The 20483-nt window shown below is 69.2% G+C and carries 19 protein-coding genes; 12 read left to right on the top strand and 7 right to left on the bottom strand.

Annotation, left to right across the window (positions count from 1 at the left end):
* Positions 1–399 precede the first annotated feature (399 nt).
* Together OG622_RS02330 and OG622_RS02325 are read right to left on the bottom strand one after the other, a co-directional pair.
* Positions 400–1677 carry a hypothetical protein gene (locus tag OG622_RS02330; RefSeq protein ID WP_371572795.1) on the bottom strand — a complete coding sequence of 426 codons (1278 nt, stop codon included), beginning with the start codon at positions 1675–1677 and terminating at the stop codon, positions 400–402.
* 113 nt (positions 1678–1790) lie between these two features.
* Positions 1791–2042, bottom strand: coding sequence for a hypothetical protein (locus OG622_RS02325; RefSeq protein ID WP_371572793.1), 252 nt, complete (start codon positions 2040–2042; stop codon positions 1791–1793).
* Between the two features lie 240 nt (positions 2043–2282).
* Between OG622_RS02325 and OG622_RS02320 the strand changes: the two genes are divergently transcribed.
* Both OG622_RS02320 and OG622_RS02315 read left to right on the top strand, forming a co-directional pair.
* Positions 2283–2888, top strand: coding sequence for an ABC transporter ATP-binding protein (locus OG622_RS02320; RefSeq protein WP_371572791.1), 606 nt, complete (start codon positions 2283–2285; stop codon positions 2886–2888).
* Positions 2885–3718 (top strand): ABC transporter permease, encoded by an 834-nt coding sequence (locus OG622_RS02315; protein WP_371572789.1) that lies wholly within the window; start codon positions 2885–2887, stop codon positions 3716–3718. The genes OG622_RS02320 and OG622_RS02315 overlap by 4 nt, the downstream gene beginning before the upstream one ends.
* Before the next feature lie 165 nt (positions 3719–3883).
* On the opposite strand, the gene uppS (OG622_RS02310) is transcribed toward OG622_RS02315, so the two are convergent.
* A complete protein-coding gene (uppS, locus tag OG622_RS02310) occupies positions 3884–5710 on the bottom strand; it encodes a polyprenyl diphosphate synthase (protein ID WP_371572787.1) in 1827 nt (608 codons plus the stop codon).
* Between the two features lie 327 nt (positions 5711–6037).
* Between uppS (OG622_RS02310) and OG622_RS02305 the strand changes: the two genes are divergently transcribed.
* The 9 genes from OG622_RS02305 (at position 6038) to OG622_RS02265 (ending at position 13599) form a co-directional block, all read left to right on the top strand.
* Complete coding sequence (locus tag OG622_RS02305) at positions 6038–7063, top strand: SDR family NAD(P)-dependent oxidoreductase (RefSeq protein ID WP_371572786.1); 1026 nt, start codon at positions 6038–6040, stop codon at positions 7061–7063.
* A gap of 97 nt (positions 7064–7160) precedes the next feature.
* Positions 7161–7640 carry a nitroreductase family deazaflavin-dependent oxidoreductase gene (locus OG622_RS02300; RefSeq protein ID WP_371572784.1) on the top strand — a complete coding sequence of 160 codons (480 nt, stop codon included), beginning with the start codon at positions 7161–7163 and terminating at the stop codon, positions 7638–7640.
* Positions 7641–7797: 157 nt separating this feature from the next.
* Positions 7798–7956: a hypothetical protein gene (locus OG622_RS02295; RefSeq protein WP_371572782.1), complete on the top strand. Its 159-nt coding sequence runs from the start codon at positions 7798–7800 to the stop codon at positions 7954–7956.
* A complete protein-coding gene (locus OG622_RS02290) occupies positions 7956–8207 on the top strand; it encodes a hypothetical protein (RefSeq protein ID WP_371572780.1) in 252 nt (83 codons plus the stop codon). Before OG622_RS02295 ends, OG622_RS02290 begins: the two co-directional genes overlap by 1 nt.
* A gap of 19 nt (positions 8208–8226) precedes the next feature.
* Entirely contained in the window at positions 8227–9021 is a 795-nt protein-coding gene (locus OG622_RS02285) for a hypothetical protein (protein WP_371572778.1), read from the top strand.
* A 253-nt stretch (positions 9022–9274) separates the two neighbouring features.
* Positions 9275–10381, top strand: coding sequence for a polyprenyl diphosphate synthase (uppS, locus tag OG622_RS02280; RefSeq protein ID WP_371572776.1), 1107 nt, complete (start codon positions 9275–9277; stop codon positions 10379–10381).
* Positions 10378–11391: a hypothetical protein gene (locus OG622_RS02275; RefSeq protein ID WP_371572774.1), complete on the top strand. Its 1014-nt coding sequence runs from the start codon at positions 10378–10380 to the stop codon at positions 11389–11391. The genes uppS (OG622_RS02280) and OG622_RS02275 overlap by 4 nt, the downstream gene beginning before the upstream one ends.
* The gene (locus tag OG622_RS02270) at positions 11391–12545 is read left to right on the top strand and encodes a Rieske 2Fe-2S domain-containing protein (RefSeq protein ID WP_371572772.1); all 1155 of its coding nucleotides are present in this window, start codon (positions 11391–11393) and stop codon (positions 12543–12545) included. The genes OG622_RS02275 and OG622_RS02270 overlap by 1 nt, the downstream gene beginning before the upstream one ends.
* Positions 12469–13599, top strand: coding sequence for a terpene synthase family protein (locus OG622_RS02265; RefSeq protein WP_371572770.1), 1131 nt, complete (start codon positions 12469–12471; stop codon positions 13597–13599). Before OG622_RS02270 ends, OG622_RS02265 begins: the two co-directional genes overlap by 77 nt.
* A gap of 341 nt (positions 13600–13940) precedes the next feature.
* On the opposite strand, the gene OG622_RS02260 is transcribed toward OG622_RS02265, so the two are convergent.
* The 4 genes from OG622_RS02260 to OG622_RS02245 form a co-directional block, all read right to left on the bottom strand.
* Entirely contained in the window at positions 13941–14666 is a 726-nt protein-coding gene (locus OG622_RS02260; protein ID WP_371572768.1) for a spirocyclase AveC family protein, read from the bottom strand.
* Between the two features lie 1018 nt (positions 14667–15684).
* A complete protein-coding gene (locus OG622_RS02255; RefSeq protein WP_371572766.1) occupies positions 15685–16581 on the bottom strand; it encodes an aminoglycoside phosphotransferase family protein in 897 nt (298 codons plus the stop codon).
* 321 nt (positions 16582–16902) lie between these two features.
* A complete protein-coding gene (locus OG622_RS02250) occupies positions 16903–17148 on the bottom strand; it encodes a hypothetical protein (RefSeq protein ID WP_371572764.1) in 246 nt (81 codons plus the stop codon).
* Between the two features lie 524 nt (positions 17149–17672).
* Positions 17673–18524 carry a replication-relaxation family protein gene (locus tag OG622_RS02245; protein WP_371583984.1) on the bottom strand — a complete coding sequence of 284 codons (852 nt, stop codon included), beginning with the start codon at positions 18522–18524 and terminating at the stop codon, positions 17673–17675.
* Positions 18525–18711: 187 nt separating this feature from the next.
* On the opposite strand from OG622_RS02245, the gene OG622_RS02240 reads away from it, so the two are divergent.
* The gene (locus OG622_RS02240; protein WP_371583983.1) at positions 18712–20472 is read left to right on the top strand and encodes a S8 family serine peptidase; all 1761 of its coding nucleotides are present in this window, start codon (positions 18712–18714) and stop codon (positions 20470–20472) included.
* The last annotated feature ends 11 nt before the right edge of the window (positions 20473–20483 follow it).

The raw sequence follows: 20483 nt of genomic DNA, 5'->3' as shown, positions 1-20483 counted from the left end.
CTCCGTCGCCCACGTCCCGGCCCACCGCGCCAGCGCGCTCTCCGCCGCGGCCGGCGCCGCCTGCACCCGCTCGGCCTCCTTGCGCAGCCGCGCGACCTCCTCGCGGAATTTCTTCCCCCGCGTCTCCAGCAGTCGCAGCACCGATGGCACCACTAGCGGACATCAACACCAGCTCTGTACATCAGCTTCGAGCGCCCGACCGTGGCGGCACGACCCTGACCGCGCTTCTCGACCGGGACATCGGCCGGTCCGGGACCAACTGGAGGCTGACTCTGGACAGCTGAACCGTTCGAAGGCCAGGTTCGGGGTCAGGGACCGGGAGGATGCCGTGCGTGGATGCGGCGCCAGATGATGTGCTGCGCGCCGTGGACCATCTCCCGTACGGCAGAGGCCGGAGCGTCAGTCCGCCGGCTGGGCCGCGGTGGCCATGTCTTCGAGGGCCTGCAGCCAGCGTGCGGGGAGGCTTTCTGCTCCTGGGAGAGCTTCGTCGATGCGGAAACACGCACTCGCCTCGTTTCCGTAGACGAGCACGGCAACCGTCATGGGCGCGCCTGGCGGGCAAACGACCAAGGGATCGAGGCGGTTCACCTCCGCGTCGCCGTAGCGCAGGCGGTGACGCACGACGACGTAGGAGGCGCCGAGCGTGAGCCGGCCAGGGGCGGTCATCAGTGCCACCAGACGCTGAAACGGCCACATCGGGAGCCGAGTGAGCATCGCGCGGAGTACTGCCTTGTGCTCCGTCGACTTCAGTTGGTGGGTGAGCGTGCGTGTGTGTGCCAGTCGTTGGAGGGGTGGCATGGTGCCGCCTGGGAGGTCGATGCGGGCCAGGAACAGGCGATTGCCGGGGGCCGTCACTTCTTCGGCTGTGCGGAGGTTGATGGGGACCATGACGGGGATGGGGAGGTCGGCAGCGCGGGGCCATGCGGCTCGCGCCCACTCCGCGACCGCGTCGGCTAGGGCCGTGAGGTTGACGTCGTTGGTACTGGCGTCGCCGGCGCGTGCCGTTGTCCGCAGCCACGCCGCGGGTGCGTGGGTCAACATGAGGTGGCGGCGACTGGACAGCGGGTGTGCCGGTGAACTCCACCGGTGGTGTTTGCCGGCGCGCCGCAGCAGCATCATGGTGCTTCGCAGGACCTGGCCCGGCCGAAGCCGGTGTGCATGGGGGACTCCTCGCGCCACCGCTGTGGACTGCTCGGAGCCCATCGGCGGCCCGAACAGGGCCTCGAGCACCGCGAGGATGCTGCCGCCGTCCTGCAGTGCGTGATGGGTGAGGTACAACAGGACGAATCCGTCGGGGACATGCCCGTGGAGCAGGATCAGACGCCAGGTGGGAACTGCTTCGGGCCAAGGTTCCCGTAGGAGGCGCCGCATTGCGGCGTCGAGAGGTTCCGGTCCCGCGTCGACGTGCCGTGCCTTGACGTGGTGGTCCATTTCCGGGGCGGCGGACTTCCATCGTGGCGTCGGCCCGCTCCTGTCCAGGACGTGCGTCAGACAGGGAAGGTCTGCCAGCCGCGCGGCGACGTGCTGGCGCAGCTCGGCCAGGTCGGGCACGGCACCGGTCAGGTGCAGCATCACTCCGGTGTTGGACAGCGCGTCCGGGTGCTCTGCGTGCCGTTCGACGTCCCGCAGGATGAGATCGGCGGGGGTGGGGGCGAGGAAGCTGCAGCTCCCTGTCACGTTTGTCGCCTCCGCCGTCATTCCGTCTTTTGCCGCTTCTGCGGACCGCTTGGTCATCCCGAAGCTCCTGCCATGACGATCTTTCCGGCGTGGATGGATGAGCACCCCCTCCCTCAACGAGGCCGGACAGGGCTGGTCACGTGGATGCTGCGAGCCCAGCTTTCAGGACACCGGAGCGGTTTTCGAATCAGGATGGTCAGGAACTCTCCGGTCAGCTCGCTGCGCACCACGGCCGCTGACACGATGCCGATGCGGCCGTAGATCAGGGTGCCGGTGAACATCCCAGCGGCGAACACGGCGGGCTGAACAGTCCGCCAGAACAGGTTCATACACGCGGTGGCGCAGACGGCGACCGCGGCTGCCATCAGGAGCGGCGCACCCCGCCAACGCGAGGCAGGAGCGCCAGGTCGCCTGCTCCCCCCATCGTCACGTACGGGCTCATCGGCCTCGGCGTCGGCATAAGCGCGTGCATTGTCGGTCCGGTCTGCCCCGACCGGGCGCCGGTGAGGCGCGGATGCTCGCCGCTGACCTCTCACCGATGCCGTACCCCGCCTCCAGGAAGGTCGTTAGGCATGAAGATCGGCTAGAGGTTCGAAGGGGCTGTGATGGAAGTCTGCGGTGTGCACCACGCCTACCGTCGGCGGGTGGTGCTGCGCGGTGTGAGTCTGCAGCTGCGTTCTGGTGTGCTGGCCGGCATCGTCGGGGAGAACGGGGCGGGCAAGACCACCCTGTTGAAGATTCTCTCAGGAGAGCTGCGGCCCGTGAGGGGCACGATCCGCCACAGCGGCAGGTTCGGGTACTGCCCCCAGGCAGCCGTCCTCAACGATGCCCTCACAGTCCGTCAGCACCTGCGGTTCTTCGAGACTGCCTATGGCCTCAAGGATCTGCGCAGGGCCGAGGAAGTGATGGAGAGGCTCCACTTTCACGAGTACGCCGACGAGCTCGCCGGCACCCTCAGCGGCGGCACCCGGCAGAAACTGAATCTCACGCTGGCGCTGATGCACGACCCGCAGGTGCTGCTTCTGGACGAGCCCTACCAGGGCTTCGACTGGGACACCTACCAACGCTTCTGGGACCTGGCCGCGTTCCTGCGGGAGAGCGGACGCTCCGTCCTGGTGGTCTCCCACCTCGCCTACGACACCGAGAGCTTGGACGAGCTGTGGCGGCTGGACGGCGGCCTGCTGCACCAGCAGCCAAGGGTGTCGGCATGAGGCGGCATGGCCGGCTGTTGGTCACCGCCACCCGGTATACGGTGATCGGACACCTTCATAACCGGTTTGCCATGGTGCTGGTCGCCGGGTACATCCCCGTGTGGACGGTCCTTGCTTACCTGTCGGTACCCAGTGCGCGGGTCGAGTTCCGTCTGCGGGCCACCGGGCAGCTTCTGAGGCCCGCCGGTAACCAGCTGACCGAGATCACCGGCGCTCTCAACGCCGTCACGCTCATCATCGGGTTCATGATGTTCGCGGCCGCTTTCTCCGGCGGTCATTTCGACCGTCGTCTGGCTATGGCGGGGTATTCGCGCGGCCACCTTGTCCTTGCCAAGATCAGTGCTCTTGTCCTGGCGTCGGGCGCCGTCGCCATCTACGCCGCCGCTGTCACGCAGTACTTGTGCGCGCCGCGGCAGCCGTTTCTCCTGGCTGCAGGGCTGTTCTGCGCCGCCTTGACCTATGGCGCCGTCGGGGTCGCTCTTGGCTCCCTGTTGCGCCGGGAGGTCGAGGGCATGTTCACCATCGTCATGATCAGTGTGATCGACGTGTGTCTGCAGAACCCCGTCACCAGCTCCGGGTCCGACAGCAGCGTCGTGCGCTTTTTGCCTTCATACGGCGCCGTGCAGGCCAGCACCGCCGCTGGGTTCTCCGACACCGCGCTGCCCCGCTATCTTGCCGTCCAGCTCCTGTGGTTCACCGCTGTCGCCCTGATCGGTTTCCTCGCCTTCCAGCGACGTACACGCAACACCTTGTCCCTCAAGGCCGGCCACTCTCACCGGCGGCTGCCCGAGCAGACGGTCCGCAGCTGTGTGAAGGAGACAGAGGTCTGATCCGCACCGTCTCCTCGCGGGGGAGCGGTCGCCTCCTCATGCACCGCTCGTTCGGGATGCCGCGTGCTGCAGTCGTGGTGCGGACTCCGGGGCCGCTGCGTGGGCCGGGAGACGACGGGCGACGGCGCGTCGCGAAGGCCCTGCGCAGCCGCGTCGTGTCTCTTGCTATGTGATCGCGGTCTCGGTGCGGGCGGCGGGTGGCGCGTCGGGCGAGGGGGCTGCGCCGTAGCGGCGGTGACGGTGAGTGTGGTCGCTGACCACCTGCCAGAGATCGCGGCGGTCCACCTGCGGCCAGAGCTCGGAGGTGAAGTGCAGTTCGGCATAACTGGCGTGCCAGGGCAGGAGGTTGGACAGCCGCTGCTCGCCGCCGGTGCGCCACAGCAGGTCGACGTCGGGCATTTCAGGGTAGGGGAGGTAACGCGCGAAGTCCCGCTCGGTCATGTCACCGTGGGTGAGGTCACCGGTTCGTGCGGCGCGTGCGATGGCGCTGCCCGCCCGTGCGAGTTCGGCGCGGCCGCCGTAGTCCAGACAGAGGTTGAGCGTCAGTCCGGTGCGGTGACGGGTGGCCGCCTCTTGGTCGCGAATCCTGGCGGCCAGGTCGCAGGGGACTCGCTGCCCGTCGCCGATCCAGCGCAGCCGGATGTCGTGCCGCAGGATCCAGCCGTCCTCCAGCTCGTCGCCGAGTACGCGGAAAATGTGAAAGACCTCGTCGGCGGAACGGTTCCAGTTCTCGGTGGAGAACGTGTAGAGGGACAAGTGGGCCAGTCCGATCTCCAGTGCTCCCATGGCCATGTCGCGAAGCGCACGGACGCCGGCCGTGTGGCCCGCCGTGCGCGGCACACCGCGGCTGGTCGCCCACCGGCCGTTGCCGTCCATGATGACCGCCACATGGTGGGGCAGGCGATCGGGGTCGATGGCCGGTGGGCACGCCCCGCTGGGATGAGCGGGCACGGGCACCGCCGGCACGGTGACCGTGGCGGACCGTGGCTGATGGGACCCGGGTGTGCGCTGCTGAGGCACTCCTGCCTGGGGACGGGCAGCCGGCGGCGTATGGAGCGGGACCAGGCGCCACAGCAGGAACGCCTTCAGACGCGCGGGGGCCATGATGCGCCATCGCGTCAGCCGATCGGGCTCGCAGGGGCGTTGCAGGATGGCAGGGCCGCTTTTCTCGGCCACGTCCAGGCGGGCGCGGAACAAGGCGACGATGGACTGGAGCAGGATGTCGGCACCTGGGTGCAGATGGTGGCGCAGCTCGTCATGGCCCTCAGCGAGGCTCTGACGGGCCCGTTGCAGGAGGTGGGTGACCAGCGCCTGGACACTGGGGCTGAAATGCCGGGCCGCCAGGTCACTGCCGGCACCGGGGAAGCGGTCGAGAACTTCCGTCGGCAGGGTCAGGGTGCCGCGGTTCACGTCGTCGGCCAGGTCGGCGAGGGTGTCGGTCAGGTACAGGCCGTCGAGGAGGCCGGAGACCGCGGCGAGCTGCCCGAGATCCACCGGAACGCGGACGCCGCAGCGCTCCAGGAGCCGGAGGAACTGTCCCACCCAGCCGGTGTTCTGGGACTTCACCCGTGCACGCCATTCGTGCCACGTCGCCGGGGCGGTGCCGTCCGCGTCCGCGGCAAGGGCGGACAGCGACTCCGCAAGGTCGTCCAGGTCGATACCCCACCGCCAAACCGTGTCCACGAGTGCCCGACGCACCGGGTCACGGCTGCGTCCGTGATCCGCCTCGGTGCGCAGGGCCGCCGTCCAGGCGGCAAGGTGCTCGGACCGCTGGGCCGGGGTCCCCTCAGTGGTGTCGATCAGGCCGTCAGCGGTGTGGAAGGCCGCGTACAGCGCCCAGCACGCCGACCGGGTCTGGGGTGGCATCAGTTGCAGGAGCGTGTACTCCGCCGAGTGCGCCTCGCGCACAATCCTTCGGCAGGCGCGGTAGGCCGCCCGGACATCGGCGCCCTCGTCCGCACCGACCGGCGCGTCTTCTCCCAGCCGTGGCACGGGATTCCTTCCAGCTGCCTGATCAGTTCTCCGGACTTTCCAACGGGTTTCCTGCTGCCGCGCTACGGCTGATCGTCACCGTTCACCTGAAAGCGCACTGCCGGAACCGGGTGTATCGCGGCGGGCCGCAACGCTCTCCGGCACGCGCGTACGCGCGCCGGGCGCGAGGTGGCTGTGCGCGCGGACTCCTGCCGCACGCCTCCTTGAGGGAGGTACTGGCGCCGGGTACGCAAGCATGCCCTTCCCCAGGAAGCCGTGTCCCTGGCCCGATCGGGAGCGTTGAGCGGGGAGCCCGCCGTTCCCCCACCGGTCATCCAGGTGCCAGTCATGCCGTTTCTTCCCGCCTCACCGCGCTGCCGCGCACCGCTGCCCTGGCTGCGCAGGGGAACCCACCCGTCGGGGTGGGGGTACCCCGACGTGCCGCTGCTCACCGGTCTGACAGCAGTCGTCACCGGCGCCAGCTCGGGTGTGGGACTCGCTCTCGCCGAGCAACTTGCCGCGCGAGAAGCGCATGTGGTGCTCGTCGCACGCGGCGCGGATGAAACCGGGTCCGCCGCCCGCAGTCTGTGCCTCCGGGGGCGCGTATCTGCGGTGCCGGTGGATCTCGCCGACCTCGATGACGTCCGTGCCGCAGCGGGCCGTATCGGGGAACTGACGGCCGGCCGCGTCGACCTCCTGGTCAACAACGCGGGCGTTGCGGCTCTGCCACCGACCTGCACGTCCAGCGGGTTCGAGGCGCATTTCGCGGTCAACCACCTCGGTCACTACGCCCTCACCGGCCACCTGATGCCTGCTCTGCTGGCCGCGCCCGCACCCCGGGTCGTCACGGTTTCCTCGGTCCTGCACTGGCTCGGCCGACTCGATCCTGTGACACCCCACCGGCCGGCCCGATACCACCGATGGGGCGCCTACTTCGCCTCCAAAGCCGCCAACCTGCTCTTCACACACGGCCTGGACACCTGGGCCCGCGCTGCCCGAGCACCGCTGACGGCCGTGTCCGCTCACCCGGGTCTCGTGCACACCAGCCTTGGCTCACGCGCCCTGCGGGAAGCAGGCCGCCACACCGAGGCCCGCCTGCTGGAGCATCTGCAGCGCCGCTGGCACAGTCCCACCGAGGCCGCCCTGCCCCTGCTGAGAGCGTCCACCGACCCTGCTGCGCAGGGAAGTGACTTCTTCGGGCCCGGTGGATACCTCGAGCTGTCGGGACCGGCCGTACACGTCCGAGCCGCACCATCGACGGCATCTGTAGCAGCCGCCGATGGGCTCTGGCGGCTGTCGAAGCGGCTGACCGGCGTCGTCTACCCCGCTGCCTCGCCCGCGCCACACAAGCCCGACCATTCGACAGGACCATGAAACAGCCAGAGAAGCCGGCTGGTCACACCCGCCGGCCCTCCTCGGGCGACACCTGCTGGTGCTGCCGACTCGTCCCGAACGACAGGAAGCATCCGACATGATCCACCCGTGGGTCGCACGGGCGATCCGCACGCGCCCCTTCCTCGCACTGGCCCCCGGTCTGCACCTCCCCCAGCTGGATGCGGCCGCCCATCGCCTCACCGGCGGCCGGCTGCTGCCGAGCCGTCTTCTGCTGCCCACCGTGCTCCTGACCACTACCGGCCACCGCACCGGCCGATCGCACACCACTCCCTTGTGCGCCCACAAGTACGCGGACGGCAGCTGGCTGATCGCCGCAACCAACTTCGGCCGTCCGCGTCACCCGGCCTGGAGCACCAACCTGCTCCACCATCCCCGGGGCACCGTCACTCACCGGGATCACCAGTGCGCCGTCGAAGCCGCCCTGCTCCCCGCGAGCCAGCACGGTGCCATCCGCCCGGAACTCCTGCGCATCCTTCCGGTCTACGACCACTACGCCAGCCGTGCCGCACGCGACATCCGCATCTTCCGGCTGATCCCGACCATCGCCAGTCCGTAGCGCCACTGCTCTCCCGGGCCGCGGAGCGCTCTCCCCGGCGACCGCTCCGCCCTGCACCGCGCGATGCGGGAGACGTTCGTCGTCCTGGCGGTGGCAGCCGGGAACATGGCCGGTACGGCTCGCCACGTGGGCGAATCTGGAAGAGGAGGCGTTCACGGTGGGGGAGCTGTTCGCCCTGGCCGCCGAAGCCGCGGGCGGGCGGCACCACCTGGTCTCGGTCCGGATGCCGGTCAGTCTGGTGATGCTGACGCCGATCGCGCAGGCCTTGGACGGCCGGGGGCCGCTCCCGGCCGCAGCCGGGGCGGGGCTGCGGTGATGGCCTCCGCACCGCTCCACGGCGGTGAGCTGCCCGGCCTGGTCGACCAGGAGCTCGCCGGCCTCATTCGTCCGGGCCTGAGCCCCGCACAGGCGTGCGTCCTCGCGGTCGCGTCATGCCCAGGAGTGACGGACGTCCTCATCGCCGCTTCCAGTGCGCCACACTGGCGTCAGGCGGCCGACGCTGTCCCCCACCCCTCGTTGACCGTCGCCCAGTTGCGGGAGATCACTGGTGTACTCGCCTCCCCCTGACCCGGACACTGAGCAGCGCATGCGCGCCCGCCACGCCCGCGCCGCCCAGGCTCTGGACGTACGAGTCGAGCCGGGCGGGGAGTTCTGGGGTTGGGCCGGGCGCACCCTGGGTGCCCCGGCCCGCACTGCCGCCGGGCAACGGGCGTGGCTGCGGCTCGTGTTCTCTCCGGAGGACAAGGCGTCGGGGAAGCTGTGGGACGGCGCCCTGGACGCACAGCACGTCTTCGGGGACCTCGGCGGGCGCCGGCTCGCCCTCCTGGCGGTCCACGACGCCGTCGACGACACCACCGCCTACCGGGCGGAGCTGTCGGCCCGTGTCGACCAGCCGGTCCTGTCCGACGACCCGGTCCTCCAGCGCGACCTCCAGCTGCCGGACTCCTGGTGGGAGGACCTCGCCGGGACGCTGGAGAAGGTGGCGGCCGTCGAAACCGACCGCGTCGCCGTACGACAGCAGTACATGGACCGGGCGATCCCCGAATTCGTAGGCATCCCAGTCCCGGCCGTGACCCGCTGGACAGCCGCCCACGCCGACCTGCACTGGGCTAACCTCACCGCACCGCTGAGAATTCTCGATTGGGAGGGCTGGGGGCGAGCTCCGGAGGGGTTCGACGCCGCGACGCTCTACGCCTATTCCCTGCTCCACGAGAACGTCGCCACCCGCGTCCGCGACGCCTTCCCCGTGCTCGGCAGCCCGGCCGGCCTCGCCGCCGAAGCGACCATGTGCGCCCAGCTGCTCCAGACCGTGCCCCGCGGCGACAACCCCACCCTCGAAGACCAGCTGCGGAACTGGTCCGAGGAACTTCGCCATCGCTGACCGAGCTCCCAGGCCTGGCGCTGGCAGTCGCTCTCAAGACAGCGCATCTAGACGAGGGCGAGCAGCCGGGCGGCGAGGTCCAGGAGTCGCTTTTGTCGCGCGGATAGTGGCGGCCGCGTTCAGGATGTGCGGCTGATGCCCGGCAGGGCATCGCGCAGTTCGGTTGCCCGTCTGCGTGAAGCAGTGCTCGTACGCCGGTTGACCGTGCCCTCCGCCAGGCTGTGACCACGAGGCCCGCGACGGCTCGATCACGATGTTGAGGTGCCGGGACGAGGAAGCTGCTCGGGAGCTGGCGTTCCAGCGGTCGGAGCGGGATGAGGAGCTGATGGCTCGGCCCCGCCCCTCTCGCGCCGGGCGTGCACGGTGCTTTAGGACCGGCCCTGGAACGGCTCAGGGCAGGCTGGTGCGTCGTGTCAATCCGCGAGCCCCCGGTGAAGGGGTGTTCCGGGAGGGGGGCGGCCCGTTACACCTGGATCAAGCACAGTCGCCCCGAAGCCGGTTCCCAAGCGCCCAGGCATCCAGCAGGTTCGTGCCCGCATTCCCTGAAAGAACGTCCCATGCCGCGCACAGCCACCTCTGTGGGAGTAGTGCGATGACTTCCAGACCTGCCGCCGATCCGCCCATACTCCCTGCAAAGTACGTTCCTTCGCCGCACCCGGCCATGGCAGCACTCCGGCATGTCGCTGTGATCGTGGATGGCAATCGCCGGTGGGCTCGGGAGCATCACACCGATCTGGCCGCCGCCTACCGGCAGGGCGGTGACCGCGTGCACGAGCTGTTGACATGGTGCGAGGCGGCCGGCATGAGCGTGGTCACGCTGTGGCCCCTGTCAGCGGACAATCTGCGGCGCGATCCCGGTGATGTGCGTGCCCTGGTCCAGGTCATCACGGAAGTGGTCGGTGAGCTCATCGCTGCCGGGCGCTGGCAGCTGAACCTGTTCGGCAACACCGCGCTCCTGTGCGAGGGCGTGCAACGCGAGGTCTGCCACGCCGCGCGGCGCACCGGCCTGTTGTCAGATATGGCGGTCAACATCGCGGTGGCTTACGACGGCCGCGAAGACATCACGTCGGCCGTCCGGTCGCTGCTGACCGAGCACGAAGGCCAGGGGACGACAGTCGCGGACATCGTGGACGGCCTCACCAGCGAGCACATAGCCCGCCACCTGTCCCTGACCGGGCAGCCTCCGGTGGACCTGATCATCCGGACCTCGGGCGAGCAGCGCCTGTCCGGCTTCCTTCCCTGGCAGAGCGCGTACAGCGAGTTCTACTTCTGCGACGTGAACTGGCCCGACTTCACCCGGGCTCACTTCGATGCCGCCCTCCTCAGCTATACCCGACGATCGCGGAGGTACGGGCAGTGACGACGTACAGCACACTCTCCACACCCTACGATCCCCCGCGCCCCGCTCTCCCGTTCCCGTCGCTGCGCAGCGCGCACGCGTCGGACTTCGAGGACAGCGCGCTTCAGTGGGCGATCCAGCGGCGGCTGGTGAGCGGAGGGAGAGCCGAGGCGTACTGGCGCGAGGTGGGCCTGGGTGAGGTCAGCGCCCGCGCGTACCCGTACGCGGAGGCGTCCACGGGACTGCTCCTCACGTGCTGGATCGGCTGGACCGCCTGCGTGGAGCGGTACTTCGATGAGCCGGCCGCCCCCGCCCCGCGGGAGCTGCTTGCCCTGGTGGAGAGTCTGGCGGGCGGGGGAGAGCCGCCGCGAGTGCGGCATCCGCTCGCCGCGGCGCTGGCCGATCTGTGGCGGGACACCAGCAGGCTGATGCCGGCGCACTGGAGCCGGCATCTCGCGGTCAACCTCGCGGACTACATCCACGCCTGCGCCGCCGAATCCCAGGAAAACGACAGCGCCCCCCAGCCGGCCGTGGTCGACGAGTTCTTCGAGCAGCGTCGGCTCACGGTCGGAAGCTACGTCTACTGCGACCTGGTCGAATTGTCTGTCGGTTTCGCCGTTCCGGACGGCCTGTACCGAAGCGCGGTCTTCAGCCGGATGCGGCAGGTCTTCAACGACCTGACCTCACTCGTCAATGACCTCGCGTCGGTTCCCAAGGAACTGGCGGCCGGGGACATGCGGCACAACCTCGTGCTCCTCACCCACCAGCGCGAGGCAGTCCCCCTCGCCCAGGCAGCCCACCGGGTCGCCGCGCACATCGAGGAACTCGCCGGGACCTTCACCGCCCTCAAGGAGCAGTTCGAGGCCGAAGCCCGCCGGCTGAATCTTCCCTCGGAAGACCGCAACGGTGTTGGGCGCTGTGTCGCAGCGATGGAGGCGTTCATCGCGGGAGAACAGCGCTGGCACGAACTCAGCTCCCGGTACACGCAGGCCGGTGGATCTCCCGAAGCGCACACCGCGAAAGGACTGTGATGCTCGGTCGCAAACGACAGCGCTGGTACACGAAACCCGCCCTGCGTCCCACGGCGGGCGACGAAGCGTTCCCGCCCGCCCTGCCCAACCCCGCGGGCTGGTTCTGCATCGGCTTCTCCGACGAAGTCCGGCCCGGTCAGGTCGTCACCCGCAGGCTCGTGGACAGCGACATCGTGCTGTACCGCACCCGCAAGGGACTCCTTCGCGCGACGGAGGCGTACTGCCCGCACCTGGGCGCTCACCTGGGAGTCGGCGGCACCGTCGAAGGGGAGAACCTCATCTGCCCCTTCCACCGGTTCGCCTACGCACCCGACGGAACCTGCGTGAGGACCGCATACGGCAAACGCCCTCCCAAAGCCCGGCTGCGGCAGCTCGAGGTCCGGGAGATCAACGGCGGCATCATCTTCGCCTGGTACGACCACGACGGCGCCGGACCGCAGTGGGAACTCCCCGAAGTCGACCTGACCGGGTATTCGCCGCTGGTGCACATCACCGTGGAAATGCCCACGCACCCCCAGGAGATCGGCGAGAACACGGTCGACGAGGGGCACTTCCCCGTCATGCACAAGTCGCCGATCGTCAAGATCCGCCCATACACCTTCAACGGGCACGTCCTCGGCCTCAACTTCACGATGCGCGTCCCGATCCCTCATCTGCCCCGCGCGGCCATGACCGTGACGTACGACGGGGAACTTCACGGCCTGGGCTACACGGCCGGCTCCATGACCTTGAAGGCCGGGCCCGTCCTGCGCGGCTGGATCATGCCCACCGTCGTGGGGCCCTGGCGGATCCAGCTCCGGTTCGCCGCGTGCCTGCGCCTGCCCGCCCCGCGCTGGCTGCCACCCCGCCTGGGACAACCCCTGGCCAACGCCGCCGCCCGGGCCCTGTGCGACGTCGGGCTGCGCACCACCGCCGCCGGTTTCGTCCTCAACGACGACAGCCCGATCTGGCACACCAAGCGCTACCAGCCGGCCCCGCGACTGGCCGACGGGGACGGCCCGATCATGGCCTACCGCCGCTGGGCCCAGCAGTTCTACCCCGAACAGCAGGATCCGGCCGACGAGCAGAAGGACACCCATGCCGCCGCTCTCCCCAGCGATCGACAAGCTCCCCTTCTACTGCCCCGTACCCCCCGCACCCCATCCCCCGGCTGACACACTCGACACCGACTCGGTGCGCTGGATGGTGGACTTCGGGATCTGCGCCCCCGACTCCTGGCTCGCCCAGATCAACAGCGGGCACGTCGCCTCCACGATGATCCCCCTCCACCAGGACAGCCACCCGGCCCGCCATCTCGGCCTGTTCTCAGACTTCTGCTACTGGGCCTACGCCTGGGACGACGCACGCGACGCCCGCCTGGACCTGCGGCCACCCGCCGCACTGACCTCACACTGCCAGCGCCTGGACCGGATCCTCGACCACCCCGAAACCCGCCCGCACGAGAAAGACCCGTACTGCCAGTCCCTGTGGGACCTGCGCCGCCGGCTCGCCGAACTCCCCGACACCGACCAGGCCCTGCTCGTCACCGACGGCATGCGCCGCTTCCTCCACGGCGGCCACCACTGGACCCGCATGCAGCGCAGCCGCACACTTCCCAGCCTCAACGACTACCTGCTCGCCCGCAGCGACGACTGCGCCGGAAGCTGGATGGTGCCGTTCTATCCCCTCATCGGCGACTACCGGCTCACACCCCAGGAAGCCGCCGACCCGCTCACCCTGATCCTCACCGACCTCGTCCCCCTGACCGGCGCCCTGGACAACGACATCATCTCCCACCACCGCGAAGCCGCCATCGGAGAGTTCAATGTCCTCGACGTCCTGCAAAAGGAGAACGGCTACTCCCTCCCGCACGCCGTCACCGACGCGCTCGCCCTGCGCGACGGCCTCATGACCCTGTACGTGCGCATCCGCGACCACCTGGCCCGCACCGCCGGCCCCCACCTCGCCCGCTTCGCACACGACATCGGATACATCATCCGAGGCCACATGGAATGGGCCCTGGAAACCAACCGCTACCGGACCCCCCAGAACGCGAAAACCGGCGAACTCCACGACGCCACCGCGTTCACCATCGACTGGAGCGATCACCCCGCCGACGACAACCCCCAACCGCCCACGCTCCCTGCGATCGCCTGGTGGTGGGACCACATCCAAGCCGCCGAAGCCAACGGGTGCAGCGCGCAGGACCAGCCTCCTGCCCGCCCCTGACAGACACCCCGACCAGCTGGCCGGAGCGGCTGCCACGGGCTGCTCGTGCGTGCGGAGCAATAACGCGCACACCACCGCGACAGAGCGAGCACAGGCTGCGGACGGGGAAGGTCACAGGCCCGGCAGCCCGGCCGCTCAGGAGGGCCCCCCTCAGCCCTCGGGCACCGCTGGCCGCTCGTCGGAGCGATTCCGGTGATGCAGGCCCCCGACCACGGACAGGAACGGCCTCCCCCGCTCGGCCAGAACCTGGTCCCCGGCCGGAGGCGGCACCAGACGGTGTGCCCCATGGACCGCGAACCGCGTCGGTCACCCCTCCTCATGCTTACCGCAACGAGGAAGGATCACCAGAGCCAGCTCGGCATGTCCCGGGGGAACGAGCCGTCGAGTTCCGCGATGGCGACGTTACTCAGGAGATAGGCCAGGATCACGACGTTGGCCAGGCCCACGCCCGCCAGGAGCCGGACGAAGGGGCGAGCCGGCGTGGTGGTTCGGCTGCTCGTCGTGAACAGCCAGGGGACTGGGCGGGCCTGGTCGATCCGGCGCAGTACGAGGATAGGGGCGACCAGGACGAGGCTGGCCGACAGAACCTCCAGCAAGGGCAGTTGGTACCAGTGCCCGGCAAAGAGCGTGAGCGGGGGATACCCCCCCGGATAGGCGAACACACCGGCGAAGAGGAAAAGGGGCTCGAGAGGCAAGTCGATGAGGGCTCCGAACCCCGCCGCAGTCATGAACAGTCGCCAGTTGCTCCAGTGCGGCCGACGACGGGCGATCTGCCGGTACAGCTTGTACTGGAGCCAGAACCAGACCATCACGATGGGATACGCCAGGCCGGAGCCGCCAGCCACCGACTCGTAGATGGGCTGGCCTGCGGCGTCCGGGCCGTGCCAGCCGGGGATATAGGGGCCCCAGGTCTCCACGTTCGGCAGGTTCTGGTTGTAGACGACGTACAGCTTGTTCCAGTACATGATCGGGTCCTGCCACATGGACAGCACAAGTCCCATGTAGAGGGCGGCATCGAACGTGACCGTCCGTTCCCGCAGGCAGCGACGTATGAGAACGATCCCCATGCACAGTACGGTCGCGGCGACGACGCCTTGCACGGTCCAGGCCGCGGCCATCTGTGCACCCGAGATCCGGTAACCCGACGGCGGGGCGGACCGGAGTTCGCTGAAGATGAGCCACCGGCCCAGAACCCCACACCTGCAGGGCGACAGCGGCCCCCCAGGCTGCTCCAGACACCAACCGGTGAGATACGAGTGCGGACGGAGAACTCCGCGGCGACCGTCGGCCGCAGTTCTTGCGCCATGTGAAAGACGTCCCTTCTGGACGGACTGGGCATGCGGCCTTTCGTCTGCGCCTCTCCTCGAACCCGCCTGTTCAAGGGCCCGAGAGGAGGCCGTTGAACCCAGGCTCGCAATAGCCGGCGATGCCGCCACGTGCCGCGAGCGACAACCAATAGCGCCGAACGCCTGCCATTTCGCCACCACGGATGGAGCGGGGACCTGCCTGCTCCCATGTCTGATCCCCGCAAGACCAACTGGAACGCCTTGGACAGGTGGCGTGCGGATCGACACGACGCACCCGAACCGAACCGTGCGACCCAAACCCGCTCCCGCGCACCGCCCTGCCCAGGTGCCTGGCTGCGCGAGGCCACGAACGCCACCTGCCGGAGATCACCCTCTTCGCCCTGCGCTACACCCGCGCCAAAGCCCCGTCTTCTGGGCCCTCGTCGGCAACTCCGGCGCCGAACTCCTCCACAGCGTCGACCACCTCAGGCGCTGGGCCCGCAACCGGCTCCCTGCTGCTGCAGAACCTGCTGATCAACCCGGATAGGGATGGGGTCGTGCGCCGGAGGGGTTCAACGCCGCCACGCTCTACGCCTACTCGCTGCTCCAGCCCGACACCGCCGCCCGCGTCCGCGCCGCCTTCCCTGTGCTCGGCAGCCCGGCCGGCCTCGCGGCCGAAATGGCTTTCCCTCCCGGATGCGAGGGGAGCCACGGCCGCCGACGCTGAAGGCATGAACCCATGAAGGTGGGCTGCCGCAGGGCTCAATCAAGATCGAGAACAAGTTCGAAGAAGCGTGCGTCAAACACCCTTCAGAACACGATCAAGTGCCGCCCGGCCTACGGGTCCCCAGTTCGGCTTGCCGCCGGGAAGGCCCCGATCTCCGTTCTGTCCCATAAGCATTAGGAAGAGGCTCTTCATAGCGGCCAGCCCGCGGGCGCGCCGAATCGCCGCCTCGTCTGCACGCGCGTACGTGTCGAAGAACCGTGAGGCCGTGCCCGCGGGTAGCAACACCCATGCGGCGGCGAGGTCCAATGCCGGATCGCCGGCGAACATGTCACCGAAGTCGACGATGCCCGAGAGCGTTCCGTCCGAGACCACGACGTTCGCGGGATGGAGGTCGCCATGCACCCAGAGCGGCGGCCCCTCCCACTCGGGCGCTGCGACGGCGTTGTCCCAGACGGCCCGGACATCGTCGGCGAGGTCGTCGAGGGCAACGGCGTGGAAGAAGTGGTCGAAGCCGTCCGTGCAGTTCCTGGGATGGGCACCGCGGTCCGTAGCGATCGGCGCCTCGGCGGGCGCCTCCACGTGGAGCGCCCGGAGGAAGCCCGCCAGCGTGTCGGCCGCGTGGGCACCGCGGCTGATCGAGCCGTGGTCCAGCGGCTCGCCGGGAATCCACGTCATCACGGTCCAGTGCTTGGGGAAGCGCTCGGACGGTTCGCCGAACCGCACCGGGGTCGGTACCGGGAGCGGCAGGTGCGGGGCCAGCACGGGCAGCCACCGCCGCTCCTTCAGCTGGAGTTCCGGGGTGGGGTCCATGCGCTGCATGCGCACGGCCAACTCGTCCCCGAGGCGCCACATTTGGTTGCCCCAGCCGCCCGCCACCTCGCGGATGGCCAGCCCCGCAAGGTCTGGATGTTGCTCCTGCAACAGGTCGCGGACCAGGTCTGCGGTGATCTCGATCTCGGTGTCGGTCATGCGAAGTCACAGTACCGAGGTGGTAGGCGGAACGGCTCTCGCTCTCCGGAACGTCTCACTGTGATCCCTCTGGGATCACCAATTCGGTTTCAGAGACCTGCAGACCAGAGGCTTTGGGACGGAACAGCCCCAAAGTTCAGAGAAGCGTGTATTCGATGCTCCATGCCCCGACCGGATCCGGCTCAGAGACACCGCCTCGTCGAGATCCGCGACAACCTGATCGCCCGAATCACCGAAGCAGAACAGGAGAGATGGCTCGGTGAGATCGAAGGACTTCAGCCAGATCGCGACACCAATCAGTGCGGCAAGAGGGCCTTCAAATTAGCCGAGGCTCATCCACGCGGATGATCTACGCCACCCCGACTCACGCCCTACGGGGCGGCGGGCCAGCGCAGCGGGCTTGCGCCGCACCGCGCCCAGTTGGGCCTGTGTCCGCAGGTACGCCGGTGCCCGGCCGCTTGCGTACACCGGCACTCCCTTCACGAACTTCAGCGGCTTGCCCCGGGCTGCCCGGTCCGGGGCGACGTCGTCCTCCTGGCCCGCCGATGCGGTCAACACCTCGTTCACGAATTGCCTCCTTCGGCCTAGCGGCGACTGACCGCAATGGAACGTGAAATAATGCATGAATCAGTGTCAAGTGACACGGAAAACAGGCAAGTTGGGCGTATGTGCTTAGATGCCCGCTCGCGTACGCGAGGAAAAAAGTCACCCCGTCCGGACGTCCGGCGGAGCCCGGGAGCCGCCACACGGTCGGCAGCGTGGTCGCCCCGACCAAGACCCCGACCACGCCTCCCGCCGTGCCGCGTCCAGCCCAACCACGGCTGGTCAGCGCACCGCTGACGCCCGCAGAGACCGCGAGGTGGCCGGTAGCTTCTCGTATTGCCCTTCTTGGCGTCCCTCGTGGTGCCTCTCGTAGTTCTCCTCGTAGTGCCCCTATTGCTTCGACCGGTCGGCAGTCGGCGCTCGGGCACGTTGCTGACCAGGTCGACAAGGGGCGGATACGTGCTGGCCCGGTGGCCGACTACTTCGCTACGGAGGGTCTGCCGGCGAAGCGGAGTACAGACCCGTGCCGTGTCTGCGGCGGCCGCGCGTCAGGTCTGCCGATGACCGGGCTCCGGCCAGCGGACCCGCTGGCCGGGGTCGTGGACGGGGCGCCACACGGGTGCGGAGGGGGCGTGCTGGAGCAGGTCGGCCAGCGGCGCTACGAGGACGGGGACGTCGTACGGAAAACGGGCCAGCAGCCCGGCCCCCGCGCGCAGGGCGCTGATCCGGTTCTCGACACCGGCCGGTCCGGTGCCGTCCAGGACGAACAGGAGACGCGGGAAGAGCGGGTAGCGCCGACGCCACTCCTCAACCGCCGGTTTCTGGAGGGTCGGCCGGCGCCCCGGGAACACGGGTACGTAACAGTGGAGGCGCTCGTACGCGGTCAGCTTGGCGGCGAGACGTTCGGGGCCCATGGTGGGCCGGTCGACTTCCACGAACGCCCGCAGCATCGAACCGTTGTCACCGTCGACGGGACCGCGCCGGTAGTACAGGAGCGCGTCGGGGATGACGGCCTCGCCGCTCCCGATCGGATGGTGGACCTCGGGGATCCAGTCCATCGGCTCGCACACATCGCCGCGGCGGCGCGCGTCCTTGAGGAAGACGAGCGCGGTCTCGGTCAGCGTGTGGCCGGCCTTCAGCCGCACGGCGGTCGGAGCGGACACGGTCCTGGAGAGCCGCCGCCCGCGCATCTCGGGCCACTCGGAGGCGAGTTGCACGCCGTACGCCGTGGGGAACCGCACCCGGGTCCGTCCGGCCTGCGGCAGGGTGATGCGGTCGACCAGCCCCTCGACGCGCAGCCGGGCCAGCCGTCGCCGGGTCTGCTCGATACGCACAGAGGGAGCGATCACCCGGTGCATCTGCTCGGTGGTGGCCATCCGGTACGGCGCCAGCACCCCCAGCGGGGCTTTTCAGCCATGCCCCTATAACTTCCCGGCACGGAAAGGTACTTCCGTACAGGAGGACCCGTCTGACATCTTGCATCCACCACTCGTTTCGTACGGCCCGGCCGGTGCCCTCAGCACGGCCGGGCCGTCTTCGGAGGATGCATTGATACCCCACATATCCGGCCGCTCCAGACGCACGCTGGTGCTGGCGGCCACGCTCGGCGCCGTCCTCGCGTTCGGCGCCCCGGGCGCCCTCGCGGGCACGCTCCCCGTCGTCCCCTCCACCGTGCCGGCCGCCAAGGCCCACGCTCCGGCCGCCGTACCGGCTTCCCAGAGTGCGACCTGGGTGGCCGGCACGCGTGCCTACCTCGTGATCACCGCCCCTGGTGACAGTTCGGCGGTCCGCTCCGCGATCGAGGCCAACGGCGGCACCGTCTTCTCGAACTTCGACGCCATCGGCGTGATCGTCGCCCACTCGGCGTCCAGCGGATTCGCCGCCACCATGCGCGGCGTCGCCGGCGTGCAGCAGGTCGGCGCCACGCGCACCTCTGACGTCCCGGCCGACGCCTACACCCCGGCGCTCCCGGCCAATCCGGCTCAGGCCTCGACCCCGGCCGGAGAACCGGTCCGGGCCGACATGAGCCAGATCAAGGCCGACCAGGCCTGGGCCGTGAACCCGGGTTCCGCCTCGGTCAAGGTCGGCGTCCTGGACACCGGTGTGGACGACCAGCACCAGGACCTGGCGCCCAACTTCGATGCGGCCGACTCGGTCTCCTGCGCCTACGGCAAGCCTGACACCCGTGCCGGCGCCTGGCGGGACGTCGACACGCACGGCACCCACGTGGCGGGCACCATCGCCGCGGCCAAGAACGGCAAGGGTGTCGTCGGCGTGGCCCCCGGGGTGAAGATCGCCGCGGTCCGGGTCGCCGAGCCGGGCAATGCCTTCTTCTTCGCCGAGAACACCATCTGCGGCTTTGTCTGGGCCGGTGACCACGGCTTCAAGGTCACCAATAACAGCTATTACACGGACCCGTGGCAGTTCAACTGCCCGGACAACATCGACCAGGCCGCCATCATCGAGGGCGTCAAGCGCGCCCAGGAGTACGCCGAGGGCAAGGGCTCCCTCCAGATCGCCGCCGCGGGCAACGAGAACTACGACCTCGCCCACAAGACGACCGACTCCGCGAGCCCGAACGACTCGACGCCGGTCACCCGCACCATCACCAACGCCTGCCTCGACATCCCGACCGAGCTGCCGGGCGTGGTCACGGTCGCGGCCAACGGCACGGGCGTCACCAAGGCCTCGTTCTCCAACTACGGGCAGGGCGTCATCGACGTCGCGGCGCCGGGCAGCAACGTGTACTCCACCGTCCCCGGCGGCGGTTACGGCAGCAAGAGCGGCACCTCGATGGCCACCCCGCACGTGGTCGGCGTGGCGGCACTCATCGCCAGCGCCGACCCGGGCATCACCCCGGCGCAGATCCGCGCCAAGCTGGCCGCCCAGGCCAACGACATCGCCTGCCCCTCGGACAGCCGCTGCACGGGCACGACGGCCAGCAACGCGTTCTTCGGCGAGGGACAGACCGACGCCCTCAAGGCCGTCGGGACCACCCCGCCGCCCGGCAAGTACTTCGAGAACCTCACGGACTTCGCCGTCAACGACAACGCGACCGTGGAGAGCCCGATCGCCGTCACCGGCGTGACCGGCAACGCCCCGGCCACCCTCAAGGTGGGTGTGGACATCAAGCACACCTACATCGGTGACCTGAAGGTCGACCTGGTGGCGCCGGACGGCACCGTCTACGCGCTGCACAACCACACCGGCGGCAGCGCCGACAACATCGCCCAGACCTACACCGTGAACGCCTCCTCGGAGGTCGCGAACGGCACCTGGAAGCTGCGCGTCAACGACAACGCGGCCTCCGACACAGGAAAGATCGACGCCTGGAACCTGACCTTCTAGCGCAGGGCCCG

This window comes from Streptomyces sp. NBC_01314, from assembly GCF_041435215.1.
Taxonomy (GTDB): Bacteria; Actinomycetota; Actinomycetes; order Streptomycetales; family Streptomycetaceae; genus Streptomyces.
The sequence above is the reverse complement of the archived record's forward strand: the minus strand, read 5'-3'. Positions and strand labels throughout refer to the sequence as shown.